Source organism: Microbacterium murale, from assembly GCF_014635185.1.
Classification (GTDB): Bacteria; Actinomycetota; Actinomycetes; order Actinomycetales; family Microbacteriaceae; genus Microbacterium; species Microbacterium murale.
Genome location: NZ_BMCM01000004.1, coordinates 158,516 through 179,025 on the forward strand (window position 1 = coordinate 158,516; position 20,510 = coordinate 179,025).

A 20,510-nucleotide genomic window follows, 5' to 3' on the forward strand; every position below is an offset into this window, starting at 1 on the left:
CCGCCTATTCCGCCGATTGTTCTCGAGCTGCGGCATCCGCCGCACCCGTGCCTGCTCTGTTCTTCTCGACCCAGCCCTCGATGTTGCGTTGCGGGGCCACGCTCATGGCCAGCGCTCCGGCGGGGACGTCCTTGCGGACGACGGCGCCTGCACCGGTCTTCGCACCTGCTCCCAGCTTAACGGGCGCGACGAGCACCGTGTGCGAGCCGGTGTGCACCTCGTCGCCGATCTCGGTGCGGTGCTTGTTCACATCGTCGTAGTTCGCGGTGATCGTGCTCGCGCCGAGATTCACGCCACGGCCGATCGTCGCATCGCCGACGTAAGAGAGGTGCGGCACCTTGCTGCCGTCGCCGATCTGCGCGTTCTTGGTCTCGACGAAGGCGCCGATCTTGCCGCCCGCACCAAGTGTCGTGCCCGCCCGGAGGTATGAGAACGGTCCGACCGTGGCGCCGGCGCCGATGACGGCGAGGGTCGCCTCCGAGCGGCGGATGACGGCGTCCGCACCGACCTCGCAGTCGACGAGCGATGTGTCGGGTCCGACGACGGCGCCGGGCTCGATGACCGTCGCACCGACGATGTGCGTGTTCGGCAGGACCGTGACATCGGCTGCGAGCTTCGCGTCGTCGTCGATCCAGGTGGTCGCCGGGTCGACGATCGTGACGCCCTCGAGCTGCCAGCGACGCACGATGCGGGCGTTCAGCAGACGACCCACCTCTGCCAACTGCGCGCGGTCGTTGACCCCGTAGGTCACCGTGACATCAGAGACGACGGATGCCGCGACCCGGCCGCCGTCGCGGCGCAGGAGCCCGGGGACATCCGTGAGATACATCTCGCCCTGAGCGTTGTCCACGCCGATCGCGGGGAGGTACTCGCGCAGCGTGGTGGCACGGAACACGTACATTCCCGCGTTGATCTCCTGGACGGCTGCCTCGTCGACGGTGGCGTCCTTCTGCTCGACGATGCGGTCGACACCGCCGCCGGCATCCCGGATCACACGGCCGTAGCCGGTCGGATCGGCCACGACTGCCGTCATCAGCGTCGCAGCGGCGCCGGCCGCTCTGTGCGCGGCGATGAAGGCGGTCAGCGTCTCGGCATCCGCCAGCGGGCAGTCACCGGAGAGGACCAGCACGTCGCCGTCGTAGTCGGAGGGCAGTGCATCGACCGCGACCTGTACCGCACGCCCGGTTCCTGGGACCTCGTCCTGGTCGACGAACGTCACGTGCGGATGGTCTGCGGCGAGCGCTGCCACCACCTGGTCACGCTCGTGGCGCACGACCACCTCGACGTGCGCGGCGCCGAGCGCAGCCGCGGTCTTCAGCACATGCCCCACCAGCGGGCGGCCGCTGATCGGGTGCAGCACCTTCGGCAGTCTGGACTTCATCCTGGTGCCCTGACCTGCGGCGAGCACGATGATCGCGAGCTTGTTCTCCGTCATGCTCCGCCGCCAGGATTCGAACCTAGACCTAACAGCTCCAAAGGCTGTCGTGCTGCCATTACACCACGGCGGACCGCGACCCTGAGGCCACCAGACGATTCTGCCATGCCGGTCGCCCGACGATTCGCAGGTGTGGATAGATTCGAAATCAGTTCACAGAACTTCTTGCATTACTCGTAGTTCTGTTCGATACTTGAGTATGCCCATCACCGCAGAGCATCGAACAGACCTGGGGGTCGACACCGACCGTCGGGCTGTGCTGCTCGACGAATGGGTCGACGTCGGAGCGGAGATCGCGCGGCTCGAAGCCCGCCGGATGCGCCTACTCGCCGAACGCGACGAGCTTCTTGCCTACGAGACCGGGCCGAAGATCATCCACAGCTCGATGGCGCAGCGTTCGATGGTCTCCGAGTTCGCTGCGGCGGGTCATGTCGCACCCGGTGTGATGACGAACCAGTTCGCGGTCGCCGCGGTGCTCGTCCGAGATTTTCCCGCGACGCTCGAGGCGCTCGCCGAGGGGCGGATCAGTCGCCGTCACGCCGAGGTGATCCTTGAAGAAGCGCCGAAAGGCGAGCACGATGCCGCTGACGGAGGTGCGACGCTTCGAGCCGCCTATGAGCACGACGTCGTCCCGTACGCGTGCAACACGACCGCGCCCCGAACACGAGCACACGCGCGTTCCGTGACCGCGGCGCTACGACCTGTCACACAGGAACAGGCGCACCGCGAGGCGCGGGATGAGCGCGAGGTCAGCGTGCGCCCGACGTGCGACGGCATTGCTCAGTTGATCGGAGTGATCCCGGAAGTTCTCGCCTATGCGATCTTCGACCGTCTCACAGCGATGGCGGCAGCGATGGACGATGACCGCACGATGGACCAGCGTCGCGCTGATCTGTTCTGCGATCTGCTGCTGACCGCGATGGCTTCGACCGCCACCGGCACGGAAATGGATGCGTTCCGCCCGAACGTGCAGGTGACGATCGCGGCGAGCACGCTGGCCGGCCGGGACGACGCGATGGCCGAACTCGACGGTGTCGGGCCCATCCACCCCGACCTCGCCCGCAGCATCGCAGGTCGGGCGCTGAGCTTCTCCCGGTTGTTCCTCGATCCCGACGGCATGGTCACCAACGTCGACACGTACGTCCCCTCCAGTCGCATGAAGAGGTACCTGCGTGCTCGAGATCAGCACTGCCGGTTCCCCGGTTGCCGGGCGAAGACCTCCCGGTGCCAGATCGACCACAATCACGACCGCGCGCGGGGCGGGGCGACCTCACTGTGCAATCTCGCCTGTTTCTGCACGAGTCATCATCCGGTGAAGCATCCGGACGTCGATGCACGACATCGATGGACCGTTCGACAGCAGTCGGAGGGGACTCTGGTGTGGACGAGTCCCCTCGGACGCGAGTACATCGACACCCCCGAACCGCGAGTGATGTTCGTCTGAATCGAGTTGCACGGTCACCACCTGGTCAGAGCGCGGGCGCTTCGACGGATAATAGAAGGATGAGCGAGGCAGACGAAGTCGACCGGATCGTCGGCGCGTGGAACACACAGCGCCCCGATCTCGACTTCTCTCCCCTCGAGGTGCTGTCCAGGATGGACCGGCTCTCCAAGCACCTCGATCGCGCGCGCCGCGACGTGTTCCGCCGCAGCGACATCGAGCCGTGGGAGTGGGATGTGCTCTCGGCGCTTCGGCGCGCTGGCACCCCTTTCCAGCTCTCGCCCAAGCAGCTGCTGCAGCAGACGCTGGTATCCAGCGGCACCATGACGAACCGGATCGACCGGCTGGTCGGGCGCCGCTTCGTCAGGCGCGAGGCAGACCCCGGCGACGGCCGGAGCGTGCTCGTCACCCTGACCGAGGACGGCCAGATGCGAGTGGATGCCGCGATCACCCGCCTCGTCGACGTCGAAGCCGAACTGCTCCAGGCGCTCTCCCGCGCCGACCGCGACCGGATGGCAGCGCTGCTGCGCAAGCTCAGCCTGAGCTACGACTCATGATGGCGGGCCTGCTCTGATGAGGAGCGTGTTCTGATGGCGATGCGCTCTCCTCTGCCCGTGCGCGACGGCGTCGGTGCCACGCGCCTGCACGTGCCGCTCACCGGCCCGTGGCCCACCGTGAGCGCGTACATGGTCGAGCGCTTCTTCCACCTCGATTCCCAGCAGCTTCTGACACGTTTCGACGACGGTGAGATCGTCGCGATGGACGGCTCACCCGTCACCCGTCACGCACCGCTCGGCGCGGAGGAGTTCGTCTGGTACTACCGCGAGCCGCCTGCGGAGACGCACATCCCGTTCGACATCGAGATCCTGCACGAGGACAGGGATCTGGTCGTGATCGACAAGCCGCACTTCCTTCCGTCGACGCCCGCGGGCAGGTACGTGCAGAACTCCGCACTCGTGCGTCTGCGCCGCCTGCTCGACAACCCCGATCTCGCTCCGGTGCACCGCCTGGATCGCGCGACCGCCGGACTGCTGATGTTCTCGGCACGCCCCGTGACCCGCGGCGCCTATCAGACCCTGTTCCAACGTCGCAGGATCGAGAAGGTGTACGAGGCGGTGTCAACGCGGCCTGCCGAGTGGACGAACGATCTTCCTCGCACAGTGCGGCTGCACATCGAGAAACTGCGCAGTCAGGTGTGCGTCGATGTCGACGCCGACCGCGAGCCGAACTCCGAGACGCTCATCGAGCTGATCGACGCCGACGAGCACGTCGTCCACACGCTGCTGCGCCCGCACACCGGCAAGATGCACCAGCTGCGTGTGCATCTCGCGAGCATCGGTCTCGGCATCCTGCACGACAATCTGTATCCGATCCTCACGGACGAGAAACCGGACGACCACGACCGTCCTCTGCAGCTTCTCGCCCGAGAGCTGCGCTTTGTCGACCCGCTCAGTGGTGAAGAGCGGGACTTCCGCACGCGGCAGACACTGCGTTACGCTCCACGCTGATCGCCGTCCCGTCGCGCCCCGGTCATTCCGGAACAGCGACCACTCTGTTCTGATAGGCCCAGACAACCGCCTGCAGCCGTGAGCGGACCCCGAGTTTGGGCAGCATCCTGGCCAGATGAGACTTCACCGTCGACACCTCGACGACCAGCGATGAGGCGATCTCCTCGTTCGACATGCCCTGTGCCAGCAGCAGGAGGATCTCCCGCTCTCGCATCGTCAGCACGTCATGCGCCCGCTGTGCCGTGACCGGCTGGAGACGACGGCGCTGCACGAACTCCCGGAGGATGCGGCGCGTGAGGGCGTGGTCGATGGTGCCGTGCCCGGCGGCGACCTGCCGCACCGCGTCGATGATGATCTCGGGCTCCGCGTCCTTGAGGAGGAATCCGGCGGCGCCAGCCTCCAGCGCACCGAAGACGTAGTCGTCCAGGTCGAACGTCGTGAGGATGAGCACCGGAACCGGCGCTCCCTTCTCGGGTGCGGACAGTTCGCGGGTCACCTCGATGCCGTCGCGTCCGGGCATCCGGATGTCGAGGCAGGCCACGTCGGGGCGGAGCTCGGCGGCGAGATCGAGAGCCTGGATGCCGTCCTCGGCGACGCCCACGACCTCGATGTCGTCCTCCGCGTCGAGCAGGGCGGACAGCCCTGCCCTCACGAGCGCCTGGTCGTCGGCGATCAGCACTCTGATCATGTCGCGTGCTCCTTATCAGGCCCCGTTTCGTCGACCACGCCTTCGCGGGGAATCGCGAGCCTGACCTCCCAGCCGCCTTCGCTCGTGCGGTCGTGATGCAGCTCCGCCCCGACGAGATCGGCGCGCTCGCGCATGCCGACGAGTCCGTATCCACCGCCCGATGGCGGCTCAGGCGTCGTGACCGCCGGTGCGTTGCGCACGACGATGCGCACTTCCGCCGCATCAGTGTCGTCGATCTCGACGACACTGTCTGCACCGGGGGCGTGCATCGCCGCGTTCGCGAGCGCCTCCTGGACGGTGCGGTACGCGGCGAGCTGGGCGAGCGGGCCCACGCCGGATCCGAACGGACGACCGGATGCGGATCGCAGCATGCGCAGTTGCACGTCAGCGTCGTGGTCGGCGCTCACGCGCTCGACCAGATCAGGCAGGGAGGCGAACGTCTCCACCGAACGCCCCGCTGCACCGTCATCGCGGAGCAGACCGACGACGCGGCGCAGGTTCTGAAGCACAGCGGTGCTCTCGGCGCGGATCTGCACCGCCGCATCGCGCGCGGCATCCGGATCGGTGCCGATCTGCCGCTCCACCGCCGAGGCCATCAGCGCGATCCCGGAAAGATGATGAGCCGCGATGTCGTGCAGCTCCCGCGCCATCGCCGTGCGTTCGCGTGCCACCGACGCATCGACCAGGGCGTCCCGCTCTCGCCGGAGCGCGTCGAGCTCGCGCCGCTGAGACTCACGCGATTCCCGCCTGGCGCGCAGAACGGCTGCGAGCAGCAACGGGATGACGAACAGACCGCCGATCTGCACCGCGGCCTCGCCGAACGCGAGTATCGGCTCTGCGCCCTCGGCGAGGATGCCGTTGACGATGCTCCCGGCCGCGACGAGGAGCGCCGCGCTCGCCCAGATCACCCATGCGCTGCGCGTCGGCGCCACGCCGAACCCGAAGAACACCGCCACGGGAACTGCGAATGTGGCGATGTCGAAGACGGCGCCCGGCGTGGTCAAGGCGAACAGGAACGCCACAACGGCTACCGAGAGCACCACTGTCCTGGGCGCGTGGCGCGCCCAGGACAGCAATACGCACTGCACGATGATGACGGCGGCGACCAACCACCAGGACGCCGTGCCGACGGCCGGCGTCGCCGGCTCCCGCTCAGGCAGATCGGCGAGCAGCTGGCGGATCAGCAGCAGAGCGCTGAATGCGACTGCACCCGTCACGCCCGCGATGGCAATGTCTCCCGCACGCGGAGCGCGAAGAGTGTCGGCGACGGCCATGTCCGGAGTCTATTGCCTGGCGATCGCCGGGTCAGTGCCGGGAGCGGGCACTCCGAGCCGTCCCCGCGTCGCCCACCCGATCCATACCGCCGCGATCGTCGCCATGACCATGAGCATGAGCGAGAGGGTCCCACCGTCCAATGTCGGGTACATGTCGGGCAGCAGGATCGACGCCGTGTTGTTCACGCCGACGTGCATCAGCATCGAGAGCGGCAGCGACTGGTTCGTGCGATTGAACACCCACGACATCACGACGTTGAACGCGATGCAGAAGCCGGTGAAGTACAGCATCCTCGTCCAGTCCGCGTCCGGGTATCCGCCCCATTCGGTGAGGAACAGCGGAAAGTGCCACAGCGCCCACAGCGGGCCGAGGATGAAGCTCGATGCCAGAGGGCTGAATCGACTCTGCAGGCGAGGCAGCGCGAAGTCACGCCAGCCCGGCTCCTCGGCGAGGCCGGTCGTGATCATCTGCAGCACCAGTCCGGGCAGGAGGAAGGCGAGTGCCGCGATCGATGGCGCCTGCACGACCCCACCGGAGAACACGAAGCTGCCTGCGACGAGCGCCACCGGGACGCCGATCAGCGCGAGCGCATACCAGCGCCAGTTCACGCGCCAGCGCCACAGACGCCCCGCCCACCGACGCAGGCCCGGCCTGCCGTCGACAAGAGCGGTGATCAGCAGAGCGGAGGTGATCGGCCCGAGGTACGCGCCCGGCAGCACGCCGAGAAGCTGGCTCGTGCCCAGAAGCACCGGGAAATCGTAGTCCCACAGGCCGAGGCCGTTGTTCGACAGGATGTACGGGATCCATGCCAACCAGCTCAGTGCGTTCGCGAGCGCGAAGAAAGAGATGAGCGGATGCCGGGCGATCAGGCCGAGCAGACCTCGCCGTTCAGGCGGGGCGAGAATGCCCGGTGTACGGGCGAGAGATTGGGACGACATTCGATTTCCTTCCGTCATGGCGGGTGTCTTCGACCCGCACTACGACGCTAGGAATCGGGGAGCGCACGATCGAGCGGCGCAAGGATGAAGAACCGAGCCTCCATCGAAGGATGCAATGCGGGCCGCCCGCTCGCACGTTCGTCCGCGAAAACCATTCGGGGACGTCGAATGTGTTCGCTGACACGAATCGTGCGGGTTCTCGCCTGCATAGGGTGAGGCCATGGAGAGCCGTGAAGAAGTCGCTGAATTCCTGAAGTCCGAACTGGCGCACCGGGCAGCAGCCCGCGGAGTTCCGGCGGCCGCGGTCGCGGTCGTCATCGACGGCGAGATCGTCGATCACGCGGTCGGGGTTCTCAGTACCGCGACGGGTGTGGAGGCGACCACGGAATCGGTCTTCCAGATCGGGTCGATCACCAAGGTGTGGACGGCGACGCTTGTCATGCAGCTCATCGATGAGGGGCTGGTCGAGCTGGACGAACCCATCCGCACCTACCTGCCGGAGTTCCGCCTCGGCGATGATTCGGCCACCGGATCCATCACGGTGCGCCAACTGCTCACCCACCAAGCCGGGTTCGAGGGCGACATCTTCACGGACACCGGACGTGGCGACGATGCGATCGAGAAGTTCGTCGACCTGCTCGCCGAGATGCCGCAGACCTTCCCGCCCGGATTCATGTTCTCGTACAACAACGCCGGATACATCGTGCTCGGCCTCCTCGTCGAACGTCTGCGCGGGAAGACCTGGGAACAGGCCCTCGTGGCGCACATCGCTGCGCCGCTCGGCTTGCAGCGCGTATCGCCGAGTCCGTACGAGGCCATCCTGCATCGCGTGGCGGTGGGCCACATGGGACCGGGAGAGGATGGCGTCGCGACGCCTGCCCCGATGTGGGCGATGGCGCGCTCGAACGAGCCGGCCGGCTCGATGCTGGCGATGACAGCACGCGATCTCGCCGGATTCGCACGGATGCACCTCACGGGCGGCACAGCGCCGGACGGCACTGCCGTGCTCTCGTCGTCTGCGGTGGAGGCGATGCGGGCGACCACCGTCCACCTTCCGGTCATCACGGGCCTCGGCGCCGCATGGGGCCTTGGGTGGGAGATCGACCGCGATGACGACGTGCGGCTGTACGGCCATGACGGCAACACGATCGGGCAGGCCTCCTACCTCCGCATCGCACAGGACGCCCGGGTGGCCGTCGTCCTGCTCACCAACGGCGGCGATGGCCCTGGACTTCTCCACGACATCGTCGATCCCCTTCTGCGCGAGCTCACCGGCGAGGGTCTGCCTGCGGCGCCCGTCCCGTCGGCGGACCCGCGTCCCGTGGATGCCACCGGGTATGTCGGCACGTACTCCAACTCGATCTTCGACATGGAACTGTCCCAAGACGACAGCGGCCGGGTCTGGCTCGAGCAGCGGCCCAAGGGTCTGCTGCTCGAGATGGGCGAGCAGCCGTCCCAGGATGAGCTGATCTCGTTCGGCGAGGACTCACTCATCATGCGCGAGGAGAAGAACGGCATGCACATCGTGTACACATTCGTCTCTCCGGATGCCGACGGACGACACGCCTACGTCCAATTCGGGCGCGCGCTCGCACGCACGTCCTGACCACTGCAGCCCGCACCCGCACGACGCACCACACGCACCGCAGGCCAGACCGGAACATTCATCGCCCAGGAGGAAACGAAATGACACGGAAACGCACTGTCGCAGCGGCCGTCACCGCCGTAAGCGCTCTCGCACTCGCCCTCGCCGGATGCTCGTCCGACGGCGGCGGGACGCCGACAGGAGAGCCGGTCGAAGGCGGCACCTTCACGCAGATCCTGAACGCGGACCCCGGCAACCTCGATCCGCAGATGTCCGCCGGCAGCGCGTTGTTCGACGTGTCCGTCTTCGCCTACGACACCCTCGTCGCCGTCGACGCCGAAGGCAAGCCGCAGAGTCAACTGGCCTCGGACTGGACCCAGGACGGGTTGACCGCGACGCTGACGCTGAACGACGGGATCCTCTGCAGCGACGGCACCGAATTCACCGCGCAGACCGCGGCGGACAACCTCAACTGGATCTCGGATCCCGCGAACCAGAGCGCATTCCTCGGAGCGTTCTTCCCCGTGGGCGTCACCACCGTCGCAGAGGGGAACACCATCACGTTGACCCTCAGTGCGCCCGCCCCGTTCCTCCTGCTGGGTCTCGCCAATCTCCCCATGGTGTGCGATGCCGGTCTCGCCGACCGCTCCACGCTCGCGGCGGCATCCAACGGCACAGGGCCGTACGTCCTCACCGAGGCCGTGCCGAACGACCACTACACGTTCGAGCTCCGCGAGGAGTACGCGTGGGGACCGGACGGCGCAACAGTCGACGAGACGGGCATCCCCGCGGTGGTGAACATCCGCATCGTCGCGGATGGGACGACCGCGACGAATCTCATGCTCTCCGGAGAGGGCAACGCCGCACAGCTCCTCGGTCCGGATGCGGAGCGCGCACTCGGAGCCGACCTGTTCGCCCTGGAGTCCAGCGCGGTCGTCGGCGAGCAGTGGTACAACCATGCCGAAGGCCATCCGACCAGTGATCCGGCGGTTCGCATGGCGCTGACGCAGGCCCTCGATCTCGACGAGTTGGCGAACGTCATCACCACGGGCAAGGGGGGACCTGCAAGCGCGCTCGCGACCGTGGATCCCAGAGGGTGCACCTTCGATTCGGTCTCCGACGTCCTTCCCGACTTCGACGTGGATGCCGCGAACGCAGCGCTGGATGCTGCCGGATGGAAGCTCGGCGCGGACGGCGTGCGGGTCAAGGACGGCACTCCCCTGAGCATCGTCTTCCTCTACCAGAACGGTCTGGGCGCAGCGGGCACGGCGGCCGCGGAACTCGCGATCGCGGCGTGGGAGCAGATCGGTGTGGATGTCGACGGCAGAGAGCAGGACGAGCCCTCCATCCTCGATGCGATCTTCAGCACCGGTGCGTGGGATGTCAGCTGGGTCCCGGTCAGCGTCAACAGCCCGGATCAGTTGATCGGCTTCCTCAGTGGGATCGTCCCGCCGGAGGGCGTCAACTTCTCCGGCATCCAGAACTCCGACTACGAGGCCGCCATCGCCGAGGCGATGCAGCTGCCGGGAACGGAAGGCTGCCCGACGTGGCAGGAAGCCGAATCCGCACTCATCGAGGCCGCAGACATGGTGCCGTTCGCAGAAGGCACCGTCTACATGTTCGGCAGCGGCGCGGAGTTCGAATGGACAGGTCAGATCGCACCGACGAGCATCCGCATGCTCGGCTGAGGCGAACAGACGTGAGCACAGCCACCACCGTGACCACCCTCGTGGCGGAGGACGCCACGCGCATCAGCGACAGCCGCTGGCCGCGTTTCATCCTCCGCCGCGGCGGGCGGCTGCTCGTCTCGCTCTGGGTGCTGGTCACGGCATCCTTCCTGATGATCCATCTCGTCCCCGGCGACCCGGTACGCGCAGCGCTGGGGCCGACCGCATCGGCGGCGATCGTGGACGCACGTCGGGAATCGCTCGGCCTCAACGACCCGCTGTGGGAGCAGTACCTGCATTATCTGCAGGGCGTGCTGACCGGTGATCTGGGGGTGTCGATCGGGTCGCAGCTTCCGGTGGCCGACACGATCGCGCAGCGACTCCCCGCCACGGCCGCACTCGCCGTCCTCGCGTTCATCGTGGCGGTGCTCATCTCGATCCCGATCGGCGTCGCCGTCGCCATCGCGACCCAGCGCGGACGCGCACGGGGCCTCGAACTCGGCTTCAGCTCGACGAGCGTGCTGCTGGGGTCCATCCCGGAGTTCCTGCTCGGCGTCGCCCTCGTCGCCGTGTTCGGGGTGCAGCTCGGATGGCTGCCGGTCGCAGGACGGGAAGGTGCCGGCTCCTACATCCTTCCGGTGCTCGCCCTGGCTCTCGGGCCGGCCGCGGTGCTCGCACGCATCGTCCGGCTGGAGGTGCTCGCGGTGCTCGAGACCGACTTCGTCCGCACAGCGCAGTCCAAGCGGCTGCGCACCTGGAAGATCAACATCCGTCACGTGCTGCCCAACGCGCTCACCGCGACGCTCACACTGGGCGGACTGATCCTCAGCAGTCTCGTCGCCGGAACCGTGCTCGTCGAGACGGTGTTCGCGTGGCCAGGACTCGGCAGTACGATCGTCGGCTCGATCCAGACGAAGGACTACCCATTGGTGCAGGGCACAGTGCTCGTCTACGGCATCGGCGTGCTGCTGGTGAACACGATCGTCGACGCGGCACTCGCGATGCTCAACCCGCAATCTACGGTCGCGGAGGGATGATGCGCGCTCTCCGCCTCATGCTGCGCAGCCCACTCGGCGCGACGGCGATCACGCTGTTCGCATTCGTGGTGCTCACCGCCGTCTTCGCTCCGCTGATCTGGGGTGTGCAGGCATCGGTCACCAACACCGGCGACCTGCTGGCCGGCCCCTCAGCCGAGCACCTGATCGGTACAGACAATCTGGGCCGAGACCTGCTGCTGCGCACGCTCGTCGCGACGCGGCTCTCGATCGTGCTGGCCGTGCTGGCCACAGCGGTGGCGGTCGGAGCGGGGCTCATCCTCGGCGTCGCGCCTCTGCTGCTCGGACGCCTGCTCGGTCGACCGGTCATCTGGTTCACCGGCATCGCCGTCGCCTTCCCCGGACTCCTGCTGGCGCTCTTCTTCGCCGCGATCTTCGGCAGCAGTTCGACCGCAGCAGTGTTCGCCATCGGCCTGGCCGGTGCACCGGCATTCGCACGCCTGTGCCAGAACCTCATCGCCGGCATCGAGGCGCGTGACTTCGTCGCCGCCGCACGAGTCGGCGGCGTCGACAGGTTCCGCGTGCTGCTGCGGCACGTGCTCCCCAACATCGGCGAGCCTCTCATCGTGAACGCGACGATCGGGGCCGGTGGCGCACTGCTGGCGTTCGCGGGTCTGTCGTTCCTCGGTTTGGGAGTTCAGCCGCCCGAGTACGACTGGGGCCGGCTCATGATGGACGGAATACGCGGGATCTACCTCAACCCGCTCGCCGCACTCGCGCCAGGTGCGGCCGTCGTGATCGCGGGTCTCGCCTTCAACCTCCTCGGCGAATCCGCGGCGCGCACGCTCGGGATCTCCGATGACGCCATCCTCATCTCCCTTGCACGTCGACGCTCTTCGCGGCGGCTGCGCCCCGTCGCCGCGCCGACCGCTCCCACCCCCGCTGAGCACGACGAGAACGTGCTCGAGGTGCAGGACCTGCGCGTGACCTTCCCCGGGGCCGCCGGCCCCGTCCACGCGGTGCGCGGAGTGTCGTTCTCGGTACGCGAGGGTGAGATCGTCGGCATCGTGGGAGCGTCCGGCTCCGGTAAGTCGATGACCGCGCTCGCCGTCGCACAGCTCGTCGCCGAGCCGGCTCTGGTCGAAGCATCCGTCCTGCGCTTCCTCGGCATCGACCTGCGGACCGCGCGCAAGGAGAAGCTGCGCCGCCTGCTCGGCACGTCGCTCGCGATGGTGTTCCAGGACCCGATGTCGTCTTTCAATCCCACGATGCGGATGGGCGATCAGCTAGCTGAGGTGGCCACGGAGCACGCGGGGCTCAGCCGACGTGAAGCACGTCGACTCGCCGCCGATCGTCTCGCCGCGGTGCGGATCAGCCAACCGGCACGGAGAGTGCGCCAGTACCCCTACGAGTTCTCCGGTGGAATGCGGCAGCGGGCGATGATCGGGATGGGGCTCATGATCTCGCCGCGTCTGATCATCGCCGACGAGCCGACCACCGCCCTCGATGTCACCGTTCAGAGTCAGGTTCTCGAGCTGCTGCGCGAGATCCGCGACAGCGACGGCGCGTCGATCCTGTTCATCAGCCACGACATCTCCGTGGTCGCGGAGCTCTGCGATCGCGTGCTCGTGATGAATGCGGGCGAGATCGTCGAAGAGCTTCGCGCATCCGAACTCTCCTCGGCGCGGCATCCGTACACCCGGGCGCTGCTCGCGGCCGTACCGCACATGGGCACCGATCTGGACCGCCCCCTGGCGGGCATCGAGGACGAGGTGACGACGCGATGAGCGAACTCCGTTTCGAGAACGTGTCGGTGCGCTATGGTCACGGCCGGACCGCCATGACCGCAGTCGACGATGTGTCGCTCACAGTGCCGGACGGCGAGGTGCTCGGCGTCGTCGGCGAATCGGGTTCGGGCAAGTCGACTCTCGCACGCGCTGCCGTCGGCCTGGTTCCGCTGCACTCGGGCAGGATCCTCGTCGACGGTGAGCCGGTCCCCCGGCGCGGCCAGCGCCCGCTGCAGATGGTCTTCCAGGATCCGTATTCCTCGCTCGACCCGCGGATGACGATAGGTGCGAGCATCGCCGAGATCATGCCCTCGGGGATGACGCGGCGAGCGCGTGCAGCCGAGGTCGCGCGGCTGCTCGAACTCGTCCACCTCGACCCCGACAAGGCGGATGTCTTCCCCGCCCGGTTCTCCGGCGGGCAGCGCCAGCGCGTCGCGATCGCACGGGCGCTCGCGGGCAAACCGCGGGTGCTCATCGCCGACGAGATCACCTCGGCGCTGGACGTGCTGATCCAGGGCACGATACTCAACCTCATCCGCGAACTGCAGGCCGAGCTCGGCCTCTCATTGCTGTTCATCTCGCACAACCTCGCCGTCGTGCGCTATGTCGCCTCCCGCGTCGCGGTGATGCACGACGGACGCGTCGTCGAAGAGGGCGCATCCGCCGACGTGCTCGGCGACCCGCAGGATCCGTACACCCGCGAACTTCTGGCCGCGATCCCCCGTCCTATCCGATTCACCCCGTGATGAAGATCCACCCCGCAACGAAGGAGCACAGCGTGACCCGCAGAATGCGCATCGACGACGTCCTCGCTCTCACCGTCCCGAGCCAGCCCGCCCTCTCCCCCGACGGCGCGCGGCTGGCGTATGTCCTCGGAGGCGTCGACGTCGACGCGGATCGGGCGACGAGCGCGATCTGGCTCGCCGAGGACGGCGCCACCCGCGCCCTCACGCACGGCACGAGCGACGCCGCCCCGGTGTTCTCCCCCGGTGGCGACGAACTCGCCTTCCTCCGCGACGGACAGCTGTGGACGCTGCCGCTCGCCGGCGGAGAGCCGCGGCAGCGAACCCGCATCCCGCTCGGCGCCGGCACCGCTGTCTGGAGTCCTGATGGCACGAAGATCGCCTTCGCGGCGCCGGTCGCCAGGGAATCCGGGGAGACCGAGACCGATGAGCAGCGCGCGGCGCGCGAAGGCGCGCCCATCGTCACGGACGCCATCGACTACCTGATCGACGGCGCGTGGCTCGTGCGCGGAGTGCGCCAGCAGCTGCACGTGCTCGATCTCGCGGACGATCGCGTCCGACCGCTCACCGACGGCGACGTGCATGTCGGAAGCCCGGCATGGTCGCCGGATGGCAGGACGCTCGCCTACACGGCACGTCCGTCCGGAGCGACCGATCTGGAGGCCCGCTCCGCGGTGCACGCCATCGATCCGGCCGATCCGGCCGCCGCACCGCGCGTACTCGCGTTCACCGATGGGTACGCGGCGACGGTGTCGTACACGCCGGACGGCGCGTCGCTGATCATCGTCGGCTGGAGTGGCGAGCCGGTCGGGCACGCCGGTCTGTTCACCGTGGAGTTCGCATCCGGAAAGACGACGGATCTCGCAGCATCCCTCGACCGCAACGTGATGCCGGGGGCTCCGGCATACCCTGGCGCCCTGCCGCAGATCACCGAGTCCGGCGACATCCTCTTCGCCGTCCGCGACCGCGGCGCGACGCATCTGTATGCGGTCCCGCCGACCGGGGGCGACCCCCGCCATGTGTTCGGGGGCACCGACGAGGTCGTCAGCGGCCTCTCGGTCGCGGGTGGCGCCGTCGCCGTCGCGCTTGCGACGCCGACGTCTTTCGGCGAGATCGTGCGCGTGGATCCTTCGACCGGGAAGGGCGACGTCATCACGTCGCACGGCTCCGCGCCGGAGGGCGTCGACCTGTTCGTGCGGGAGAGTCGCGAGTTCACCATCAGCGACGGCACCACGGTGCAGGGCTGGATCGTGCGCGACCCTTCGGTGAGCGGACCGACGCCGCTCCTGGTGGATGTGCACGGAGGCCCGCACAACGCCTGGAACGGCGCGATGGACGAGATGCACGTCTTCCATCAGGAGCTCGCCGCCAAGGGCTGGACGATCGTCATGATCAACCCGCGGGGCAGCGACGGCTACGGCGAGGCGTTCTGGAAGGGCGTGAACGAGGCCTGGGGCGTCGCCGACGCGAAGGACTTCCTCGAGCCCATCGGCGAGCTCGTCGCCGACGGCACCGCCGATCCCAAGCGGCTGGCCATCACCGGCTACAGCTACGGCGGCTTCATGACCGCCTACCTCACCGCTCACGACGACCGCTTCGCCGCGGCAGCAGCGGGCGGCATCGTCTCCGACCTCGTGAGCATGGGCGGCTCCAGCGACGACGCGCACCTGCTCAACGTCTACGAGATCGGCAGGATGCCGTGGAGTTCGGCCGACCGCGAGAGCCTCGCGGCGATGTCGCCCTACACCGCCGTGGAGAATGTCACCACGCCGACGCTCGTGCTCCACGGCGAGAAGGACCTGCGCTGCCCCCTCGGTCAGGCGCAGCAGTGGTACGCGGCACTGCGCGAACGCGATGTGCCGACGCGCCTGGTCGTGTATCCGGGCGGCAGCCACATCTTCCCGCTGATGGGCGTGCCCAGCCACCGCGTCGACTACGCGCGGCGCGTCGTCGAATGGGTGCAGCAGTACGCTGGCAGCGCCGAAGGACCACGTCCTGCGCGCATCGACGCCGCGCACTGGCAGCGCCGCCTCGACGCCCTCAGCGCCCTGCACGGCGTCCCGGGTGCGCAGCTCGGCATCCTGCGATTCGACCCCGAGGGCGAAGACGACGTCGTCACCCTCGCGACGGGAACCCTCAACCAGAACCTGCCGTCCGCGTCCGCGAAGACGCTGCCGGATTCCCTCTTCCAGATCGGATCGATCTCGAAGGTCTGGACCGCGACAGTGGTCATGCGTCTCATCGAAGACGGACACTTCACTCTCGACACGCTCGCGAAGGACATCATCTCCGGCCTGCGCCTCGCGAACGACGAGCTGACTGCCGGCATCACCGTGCGGCATCTGCTCACGCACACCAGCGGTCTCGACGGCGACGTGTTCACCGACACCGGGCGGGGCGACGACTGCCTCGAGAAGTACGTCGGTCTGCTCGCGGAGGTCGGCCAGAACCATCCCCTCGGCGCCACTTGGTCGTACTGCAATGCCGGCTTCTCGCTGCTCGGGCGCATCATCGAGCAGGCCACGGGCAAGACCTGGGATGCGGCCATGCGCGATCTGCTGTTCACCCCGCTCGGGCTCACGCACACCGTGACGCTGCCGGAGGAGGCGATCCTGCATTCCGCAGCCGTAGGTCACGTGGATGCCGGTGACGAGCAGATCCTCGCGCCGGTGTGGAGCCTGCCGCGCTCGCTGGGTCCCGCCGGTCTCATCGCCGCACGCGCACAGGATGTGCTGGGCTTCGCCAGGCTGCACCTCGCCGGTGGCGTCGCCGGCGATGGCGTGCGCCTGCTCGACGCCGAGGCGGTGGCCGACATGCAGGCCTTCCACGCCGAGGTGCCGGACAAGCACGTGCTCGGCGATTCATGGGGGCTCGGCTGGATCCGGTTCGACTGGAACGGCGAACGCCTGTACGGCCACGACGGCAACACGATCGGACAGGCCGCGTTCCTGCGCGTGCACCCGGAGTCGGGAGTCGCGGTCACGCTGCTGACGAACGGGGGCCACACCCGCGACCTCTACGGCGACCTCTACCGGGAGATCTTCGCAGAGCTGTCGGGGGTTCGGATGCAGGAGCCCGTCCAGCCACCGGCAGAACCCGTCGACGTCGACATCACCCCGTACATCGGCACCTATGAGCGCGCCTCGGTGCGCACCGAAGTGTACGTCGGTGATGACGGCGACCCGATGATGCGCACGACCGTCCTTGGGCCGCTGGCCGAACTCGAGCCCGATCCGGTGGACGAGTACACCCTGACCGCTCTCAGTGAGAACGAGTTCGCGCTGCGCCAGCCGGGCACGCAGACGTGGGTCACGGTGACCTTCTACGCGCTGCCCACCGGTGAGGAGTACGTGCACTTCGGCGCCAGGGCGACCCCGAAGGTGGCGGCCGGCTGATGAGCACACCGTCCACTGTGCGCGACAGCGCGGTCACCCAGGCCGCGATCATCGACACGATCCGCCGTCTCGTCGAGTGCGAGTCGCCGTCCGGTGACCACGCCGCCGTCGCGCGCTCGGCCGACCTGGTCGCCGAGCTCGGCACGCGGCTGCTGGGCGCGGCCCCGGAGCGCATCGAGGTCGACGGTGTCGTGCATGTGCGGTGGAGGTTCGGTGCATCGACGCGGGTGCTTCTGCTCGCGCACCACGACACCGTCTGGCCGATCGGCACGCTCCGGCGGCTGCCCTACGATGTGCGCGCCGGCGTGCTCACCGGCCCCGGCAGCTTCGACATGAAGACCGGACTCGCCATGGCGCTGCACGCTGTCGCGGGCCTGGACGATCGCGACGGCGTCACCATCCTGGTCACCGGGGATGAGGAGCTGGGTTCGCCCCGATCGCGCGCTCTCATCGAGGAGACCGCGCGCGGTGCGAGTGCCGCCCTCGTCCTGGAGGCGTCAGCGGACGGTGGCGCTCTCAAGACCGAACGCAAGGGTGTCTCGCTGTACGAGATGGTCGTCTCGGGGCGTGCCGCACATGCAGGGCTCGAGCCGGAGAAGGGCGTGAACGCCAGTGTGGAGCTCGCGCATGTCACCATCACGGCTGCCGCTCTGACCGATGCCGCCGCCGGAACGAGCGTCACGCCGACCGTGGCCTCATCCGGTACGACGACGAACACGGTCCCCGCCGCCGCGCGGCTGTGGATCGACGTCAGGGCGCGCACCGCGGATGAACTCGAACGCGTGGACGTCGCACTCCGCGGGTACGTGTGCGTCACACCCGGCGCATCGATCGAGGTGCGTGGCGGCGTCAACCGCCCGCCGCTGGAGCCTGGGATGTCGGCGGGGGTGTTCGCACTCGCGGCACGGCTCGCAGATCGTCTGGGCCACGAACCGTTGACGCACGTCGCCGTGGGCGGCGCGAGCGATGGCAACTTCACCGCGGGAATGGGCGTGCCGACCCTGGACGGACTCGGCGCGGTCGGCGGCGGCGCCCATGCCGATGACGAGCACGTCCTCGTGGACGAGATCGTTCCGCGCACACGCCTTCTGACCGAACTGGTCGCCGCGATATCGAGAACGGAAGAGCCATGGCACAACTGACGCGAGACGATGCGGTGGCAGCGGCAGCGGTCCTGGACGCCGAACGGGCAGCATCCCATGCGGGTGTGAGCCTGCGCGAGCTGACCGGTATGGGCGAGCAGGCGGAGTCGATCCGACTCCTCTCCGAGATCTGGAAGCGTTCGCCGGAGAACCCGCCAGTGCCGCCCGAGCTGCTTCGGGCGATGAGCAAAGCCGGCAACTACATCGCAGGCGCCTTCATCGAGGACGAACTCATCGGCCTGGCCATCGCCTTCCACGCCGACCCCGATCGACACGCACTGCACAGCCACATCGCCGGCATCTCGCCCGCACACGCGGGCCGTTCGGTCGGCTTCGCGCTGAAACAGCATCAGCGGGCGTGGGCCCTCTCCCGCGGCATCGATACGATCGAGTGGACCTTCGATCCGCTCGTCGCACGCAACGCGTACTTCAACCTCAGCAAGCTCGGTGCAGAGCCGGCGGAGTACCTCGCGAACTTCTACGGTGAGATCGCCGACGGCATCAACACCGACGATGAGACGGACAGGCTGCTGGTGAGCTGGCGGCTGCGCAGCGAGGTAGCCGTCGCCTGCGCCGCGGGTGCCTCTGCGGTCGCCGTGCGGGAGCCGGGAGACGTCTGGGTCGCGGTGCCGACCGACATCGAGCAGATCAGACGCGAGGACATGGCCGCCGCGCAGCAGTGGCGACACCGCGTGCGGGATCAACTGACGGAACTGCTGGATGCCGGTGGCCGCATCATCGGATTCGATCGCGCCGAGGGCTACCTCGTGCGCCCGGGAAGGGACTCATGATGAGACTCGAAGGACTGGAGCTGCGTCGGGTGGCGATGCCGCTCGTCTCGCCGTTTCGCACGTCGTTCGGAACGCAGACCGCGAAGGACATCCTGCTGATCAGGGCCGTCACAGCGGACGGCGAGGGGTGGGGCGAATGCGTCACCCTTCCCGACCCGGTCTACTCCCCCGAGTACACCGAAGGCGCCGTCGACGTCATCCGGCGCTTCATCGCACCCGCTCTGGCCGGCGCGCGACTCAGCGGAGCGCACATGATCGGCGAGACGCTTGCGAAGTTCAAGGGGCACCGCATGGCCAAGGCCGCGGTCGAGATGGCGGTGCTCGATGCCGAGCTTCGTGCACAGGGCCGCTCGTTCGCCCGTGAACTGGGTGCGGTGCACGACACCGTGCCGTGCGGGGTGTCTGTGGGCATCATGGATGAGATCCCCCGGCTGCTCGATGCCGTCGACGAGTACCTCGACGAGGGCTATGTGCGCATCAAGTTGAAGATCGAGCCCGGCTGGGACATCGACGTCGTGCGCGCGGTGCGCGAACGCATCGGCGATGGCGTGCAGCTGCAGGTGGATGCGAACACGGCGTACACGCTCCGCGATGCGCAGCACCTCGCACGGCTCGACGAATTCGGGCTGCTGCTGATCGAACAGCCGCTGGAGGAGGAGGACATCCTCGGGCACGCCGAACTCGCCCGAATCCTCAGCACCCCCATCTGCCTGGACGAGTCGATCACGTCGGCGCAGACGACCGCCGCGGCGATCGGCCTCGGAGCGACCAGCATCGTGAACATCAAACCGGGCAGGGTCGGCGGATATCTCGAGGCCCGCCGCATCCACGACGTCGCGATGGCGCACGGGGTGCCGGTGTGGTGCGGCGGGATGGTGGAGTCGGGGATCGGTCGCGCAGCCAACATCGCCCTGGCTGCGCTGCCCGGTTTCACGCTTCCGGGAGATGTGTCCGCCAGCGATCGCTTCTACCGCACCGACATCACCGAGCCGTTCGTGATGAAGGACGGCCACCTGGCCGTGCCGCAGGGCCCCGGCCTCGGTGTCACGCCGATTCCGGAGGTGCTCGACGAGCTCACGACCTGGACCCAGTGGGTGCCGATGTGAGGTTATGCTCACGG

The 20,510-nt window shown here is 68.1% G+C and carries 16 protein-coding genes and 1 tRNA gene; 12 read left to right on the forward strand and 5 right to left on the reverse strand.

Going from position 1 to position 20,510, the window contains the following annotated elements; genetic code table 11:
- Positions 1–4: 4 nt before the first annotated feature.
- Both glmU and IEV67_RS13115 read right to left on the reverse strand, forming a co-directional pair.
- Entirely contained in the window at positions 5–1,435 is a 1,431-nt protein-coding gene (gene glmU, locus IEV67_RS13110) for a bifunctional UDP-N-acetylglucosamine diphosphorylase/glucosamine-1-phosphate N-acetyltransferase GlmU (protein WP_188437024.1), read from the reverse strand.
- A gap of 1 nt (position 1,436) precedes the next feature.
- Positions 1,437–1,508 (reverse strand) — tRNA-Gln (locus IEV67_RS13115).
- Positions 1,509–1,634: 126 nt separating this feature from the next.
- Between IEV67_RS13115 and IEV67_RS13120 the strand changes: the two genes are divergently transcribed.
- From IEV67_RS13120 to IEV67_RS13130, 3 genes are read left to right on the forward strand one after another with little or no spacing between them, the layout of a single operon-like run.
- Positions 1,635–2,879 (forward strand): HNH endonuclease signature motif containing protein, encoded by a 1,245-nt coding sequence (locus tag IEV67_RS13120; RefSeq protein ID WP_188437025.1) that lies wholly within the window; start codon positions 1,635–1,637, stop codon positions 2,877–2,879.
- Between the two features lie 59 nt (positions 2,880–2,938).
- A complete protein-coding gene (locus IEV67_RS13125) occupies positions 2,939–3,433 on the forward strand; it encodes a MarR family winged helix-turn-helix transcriptional regulator (RefSeq protein WP_188437026.1) in 495 nt (164 codons plus the stop codon).
- A 39-nt stretch (positions 3,434–3,472) separates the two neighbouring features.
- Positions 3,473–4,384: a pseudouridine synthase gene (locus IEV67_RS13130; RefSeq protein ID WP_229703148.1), complete on the forward strand. Its 912-nt coding sequence runs from the start codon at positions 3,473–3,475 to the stop codon at positions 4,382–4,384.
- Positions 4,385–4,406: 22 nt separating this feature from the next.
- On the opposite strand, the gene IEV67_RS13135 is transcribed toward IEV67_RS13130, so the two are convergent.
- The 3 genes from IEV67_RS13135 to IEV67_RS13145 are packed head-to-tail and all read right to left on the reverse strand — an operon-like array spanning position 4,407 to position 7,285.
- Positions 4,407–5,072, reverse strand: coding sequence for a response regulator (locus IEV67_RS13135; protein ID WP_188437028.1), 666 nt, complete (start codon positions 5,070–5,072; stop codon positions 4,407–4,409).
- Positions 5,069–6,346, reverse strand: coding sequence for a sensor histidine kinase (locus tag IEV67_RS13140; RefSeq protein ID WP_188437029.1), 1,278 nt, complete (start codon positions 6,344–6,346; stop codon positions 5,069–5,071). The genes IEV67_RS13135 and IEV67_RS13140 overlap by 4 nt, the downstream gene beginning before the upstream one ends.
- 9 nt (positions 6,347–6,355) lie before the next feature.
- A complete protein-coding gene (locus IEV67_RS13145) occupies positions 6,356–7,285 on the reverse strand; it encodes a type II CAAX endopeptidase family protein (RefSeq protein WP_229703109.1) in 930 nt (309 codons plus the stop codon).
- A gap of 220 nt (positions 7,286–7,505) precedes the next feature.
- On the opposite strand from IEV67_RS13145, the gene IEV67_RS13150 reads away from it, so the two are divergent.
- The 9 genes from IEV67_RS13150 (at position 7,506) to menC (ending at position 20,496) form a co-directional block, all read left to right on the forward strand.
- Complete coding sequence (locus IEV67_RS13150) at positions 7,506–8,891, forward strand: serine hydrolase domain-containing protein (RefSeq protein WP_188437031.1); 1,386 nt, start codon at positions 7,506–7,508, stop codon at positions 8,889–8,891.
- Between the two features lie 80 nt (positions 8,892–8,971).
- On the forward strand, positions 8,972–10,558 hold the full coding sequence (locus IEV67_RS13155) for an ABC transporter substrate-binding protein (RefSeq protein ID WP_188437032.1): 1,587 nt from the start codon (positions 8,972–8,974) through the stop codon (positions 10,556–10,558).
- A gap of 11 nt (positions 10,559–10,569) precedes the next feature.
- Complete coding sequence (locus IEV67_RS13160) at positions 10,570–11,574, forward strand: ABC transporter permease (RefSeq protein ID WP_229703110.1); 1,005 nt, start codon at positions 10,570–10,572, stop codon at positions 11,572–11,574.
- A complete protein-coding gene (locus tag IEV67_RS13165; protein ID WP_188437034.1) occupies positions 11,574–13,319 on the forward strand; it encodes a dipeptide/oligopeptide/nickel ABC transporter permease/ATP-binding protein in 1,746 nt (581 codons plus the stop codon). The genes IEV67_RS13160 and IEV67_RS13165 overlap by 1 nt, the downstream gene beginning before the upstream one ends.
- Positions 13,316–14,065: an ABC transporter ATP-binding protein gene (locus IEV67_RS13170; protein WP_188437035.1), complete on the forward strand. Its 750-nt coding sequence runs from the start codon at positions 13,316–13,318 to the stop codon at positions 14,063–14,065. The genes IEV67_RS13165 and IEV67_RS13170 overlap by 4 nt, the downstream gene beginning before the upstream one ends.
- Positions 14,066–14,097: 32 nt before the next feature.
- Entirely contained in the window at positions 14,098–17,457 is a 3,360-nt protein-coding gene (locus tag IEV67_RS13175) for a serine hydrolase (RefSeq protein ID WP_188437036.1), read from the forward strand.
- Complete coding sequence (locus tag IEV67_RS13180) at positions 17,457–18,599, forward strand: M20 family metallopeptidase (RefSeq protein ID WP_188437037.1); 1,143 nt, start codon at positions 17,457–17,459, stop codon at positions 18,597–18,599. The genes IEV67_RS13175 and IEV67_RS13180 overlap by 1 nt, the downstream gene beginning before the upstream one ends.
- Positions 18,587–19,390 carry a GNAT family N-acetyltransferase gene (locus IEV67_RS13185; protein WP_188437038.1) on the forward strand — a complete coding sequence of 268 codons (804 nt, stop codon included), beginning with the start codon at positions 18,587–18,589 and terminating at the stop codon, positions 19,388–19,390. The genes IEV67_RS13180 and IEV67_RS13185 overlap by 13 nt, the downstream gene beginning before the upstream one ends.
- On the forward strand, positions 19,390–20,496 hold the full coding sequence (gene menC / locus IEV67_RS13190; RefSeq protein ID WP_188437252.1) for an o-succinylbenzoate synthase: 1,107 nt from the start codon (positions 19,390–19,392) through the stop codon (positions 20,494–20,496). The genes IEV67_RS13185 and menC overlap by 1 nt, the downstream gene beginning before the upstream one ends.
- The last annotated feature ends 14 nt before the right edge of the window (positions 20,497–20,510 follow it).

Coding starts and splice junctions, on each gene's coding strand:
- glmU (WP_188437024.1), bottom strand. CDS start 1,435: ATGACGGAGAACAAGCTCGCGATCATCGTGCTCGCCGCAGGTCAGGGC.
- IEV67_RS13130 (WP_229703148.1), top strand. CDS start 3,473: ATGCGCTCTCCTCTGCCCGTGCGCGACGGCGTCGGTGCCACGCGCCTG.
- menC (WP_188437252.1), top strand. CDS start 19,390: ATGAGACTCGAAGGACTGGAGCTGCGTCGGGTGGCGATGCCGCTCGTC.
- IEV67_RS13140 (WP_188437029.1), bottom strand. CDS start 6,346: ATGGCCGTCGCCGACACTCTTCGCGCTCCGCGTGCGGGAGACATTGCC.
- IEV67_RS13135 (WP_188437028.1), bottom strand. CDS start 5,072: ATGATCAGAGTGCTGATCGCCGACGACCAGGCGCTCGTGAGGGCAGGG.
- IEV67_RS13185 (WP_188437038.1), top strand. CDS start 18,587: ATGGCACAACTGACGCGAGACGATGCGGTGGCAGCGGCAGCGGTCCTG.
- IEV67_RS13155 (WP_188437032.1), top strand. CDS start 8,972: ATGACACGGAAACGCACTGTCGCAGCGGCCGTCACCGCCGTAAGCGCT.
- IEV67_RS13180 (WP_188437037.1), top strand. CDS start 17,457: ATGAGCACACCGTCCACTGTGCGCGACAGCGCGGTCACCCAGGCCGCG.
- IEV67_RS13145 (WP_229703109.1), bottom strand. CDS start 7,285: ATGTCGTCCCAATCTCTCGCCCGTACACCGGGCATTCTCGCCCCGCCT.
- IEV67_RS13165 (WP_188437034.1), top strand. CDS start 11,574: ATGCGCGCTCTCCGCCTCATGCTGCGCAGCCCACTCGGCGCGACGGCG.
- IEV67_RS13150 (WP_188437031.1), top strand. CDS start 7,506: ATGGAGAGCCGTGAAGAAGTCGCTGAATTCCTGAAGTCCGAACTGGCG.
- IEV67_RS13125 (WP_188437026.1), top strand. CDS start 2,939: ATGAGCGAGGCAGACGAAGTCGACCGGATCGTCGGCGCGTGGAACACA.
- IEV67_RS13170 (WP_188437035.1), top strand. CDS start 13,316: ATGAGCGAACTCCGTTTCGAGAACGTGTCGGTGCGCTATGGTCACGGC.
- IEV67_RS13120 (WP_188437025.1), top strand. CDS start 1,635: ATGCCCATCACCGCAGAGCATCGAACAGACCTGGGGGTCGACACCGAC.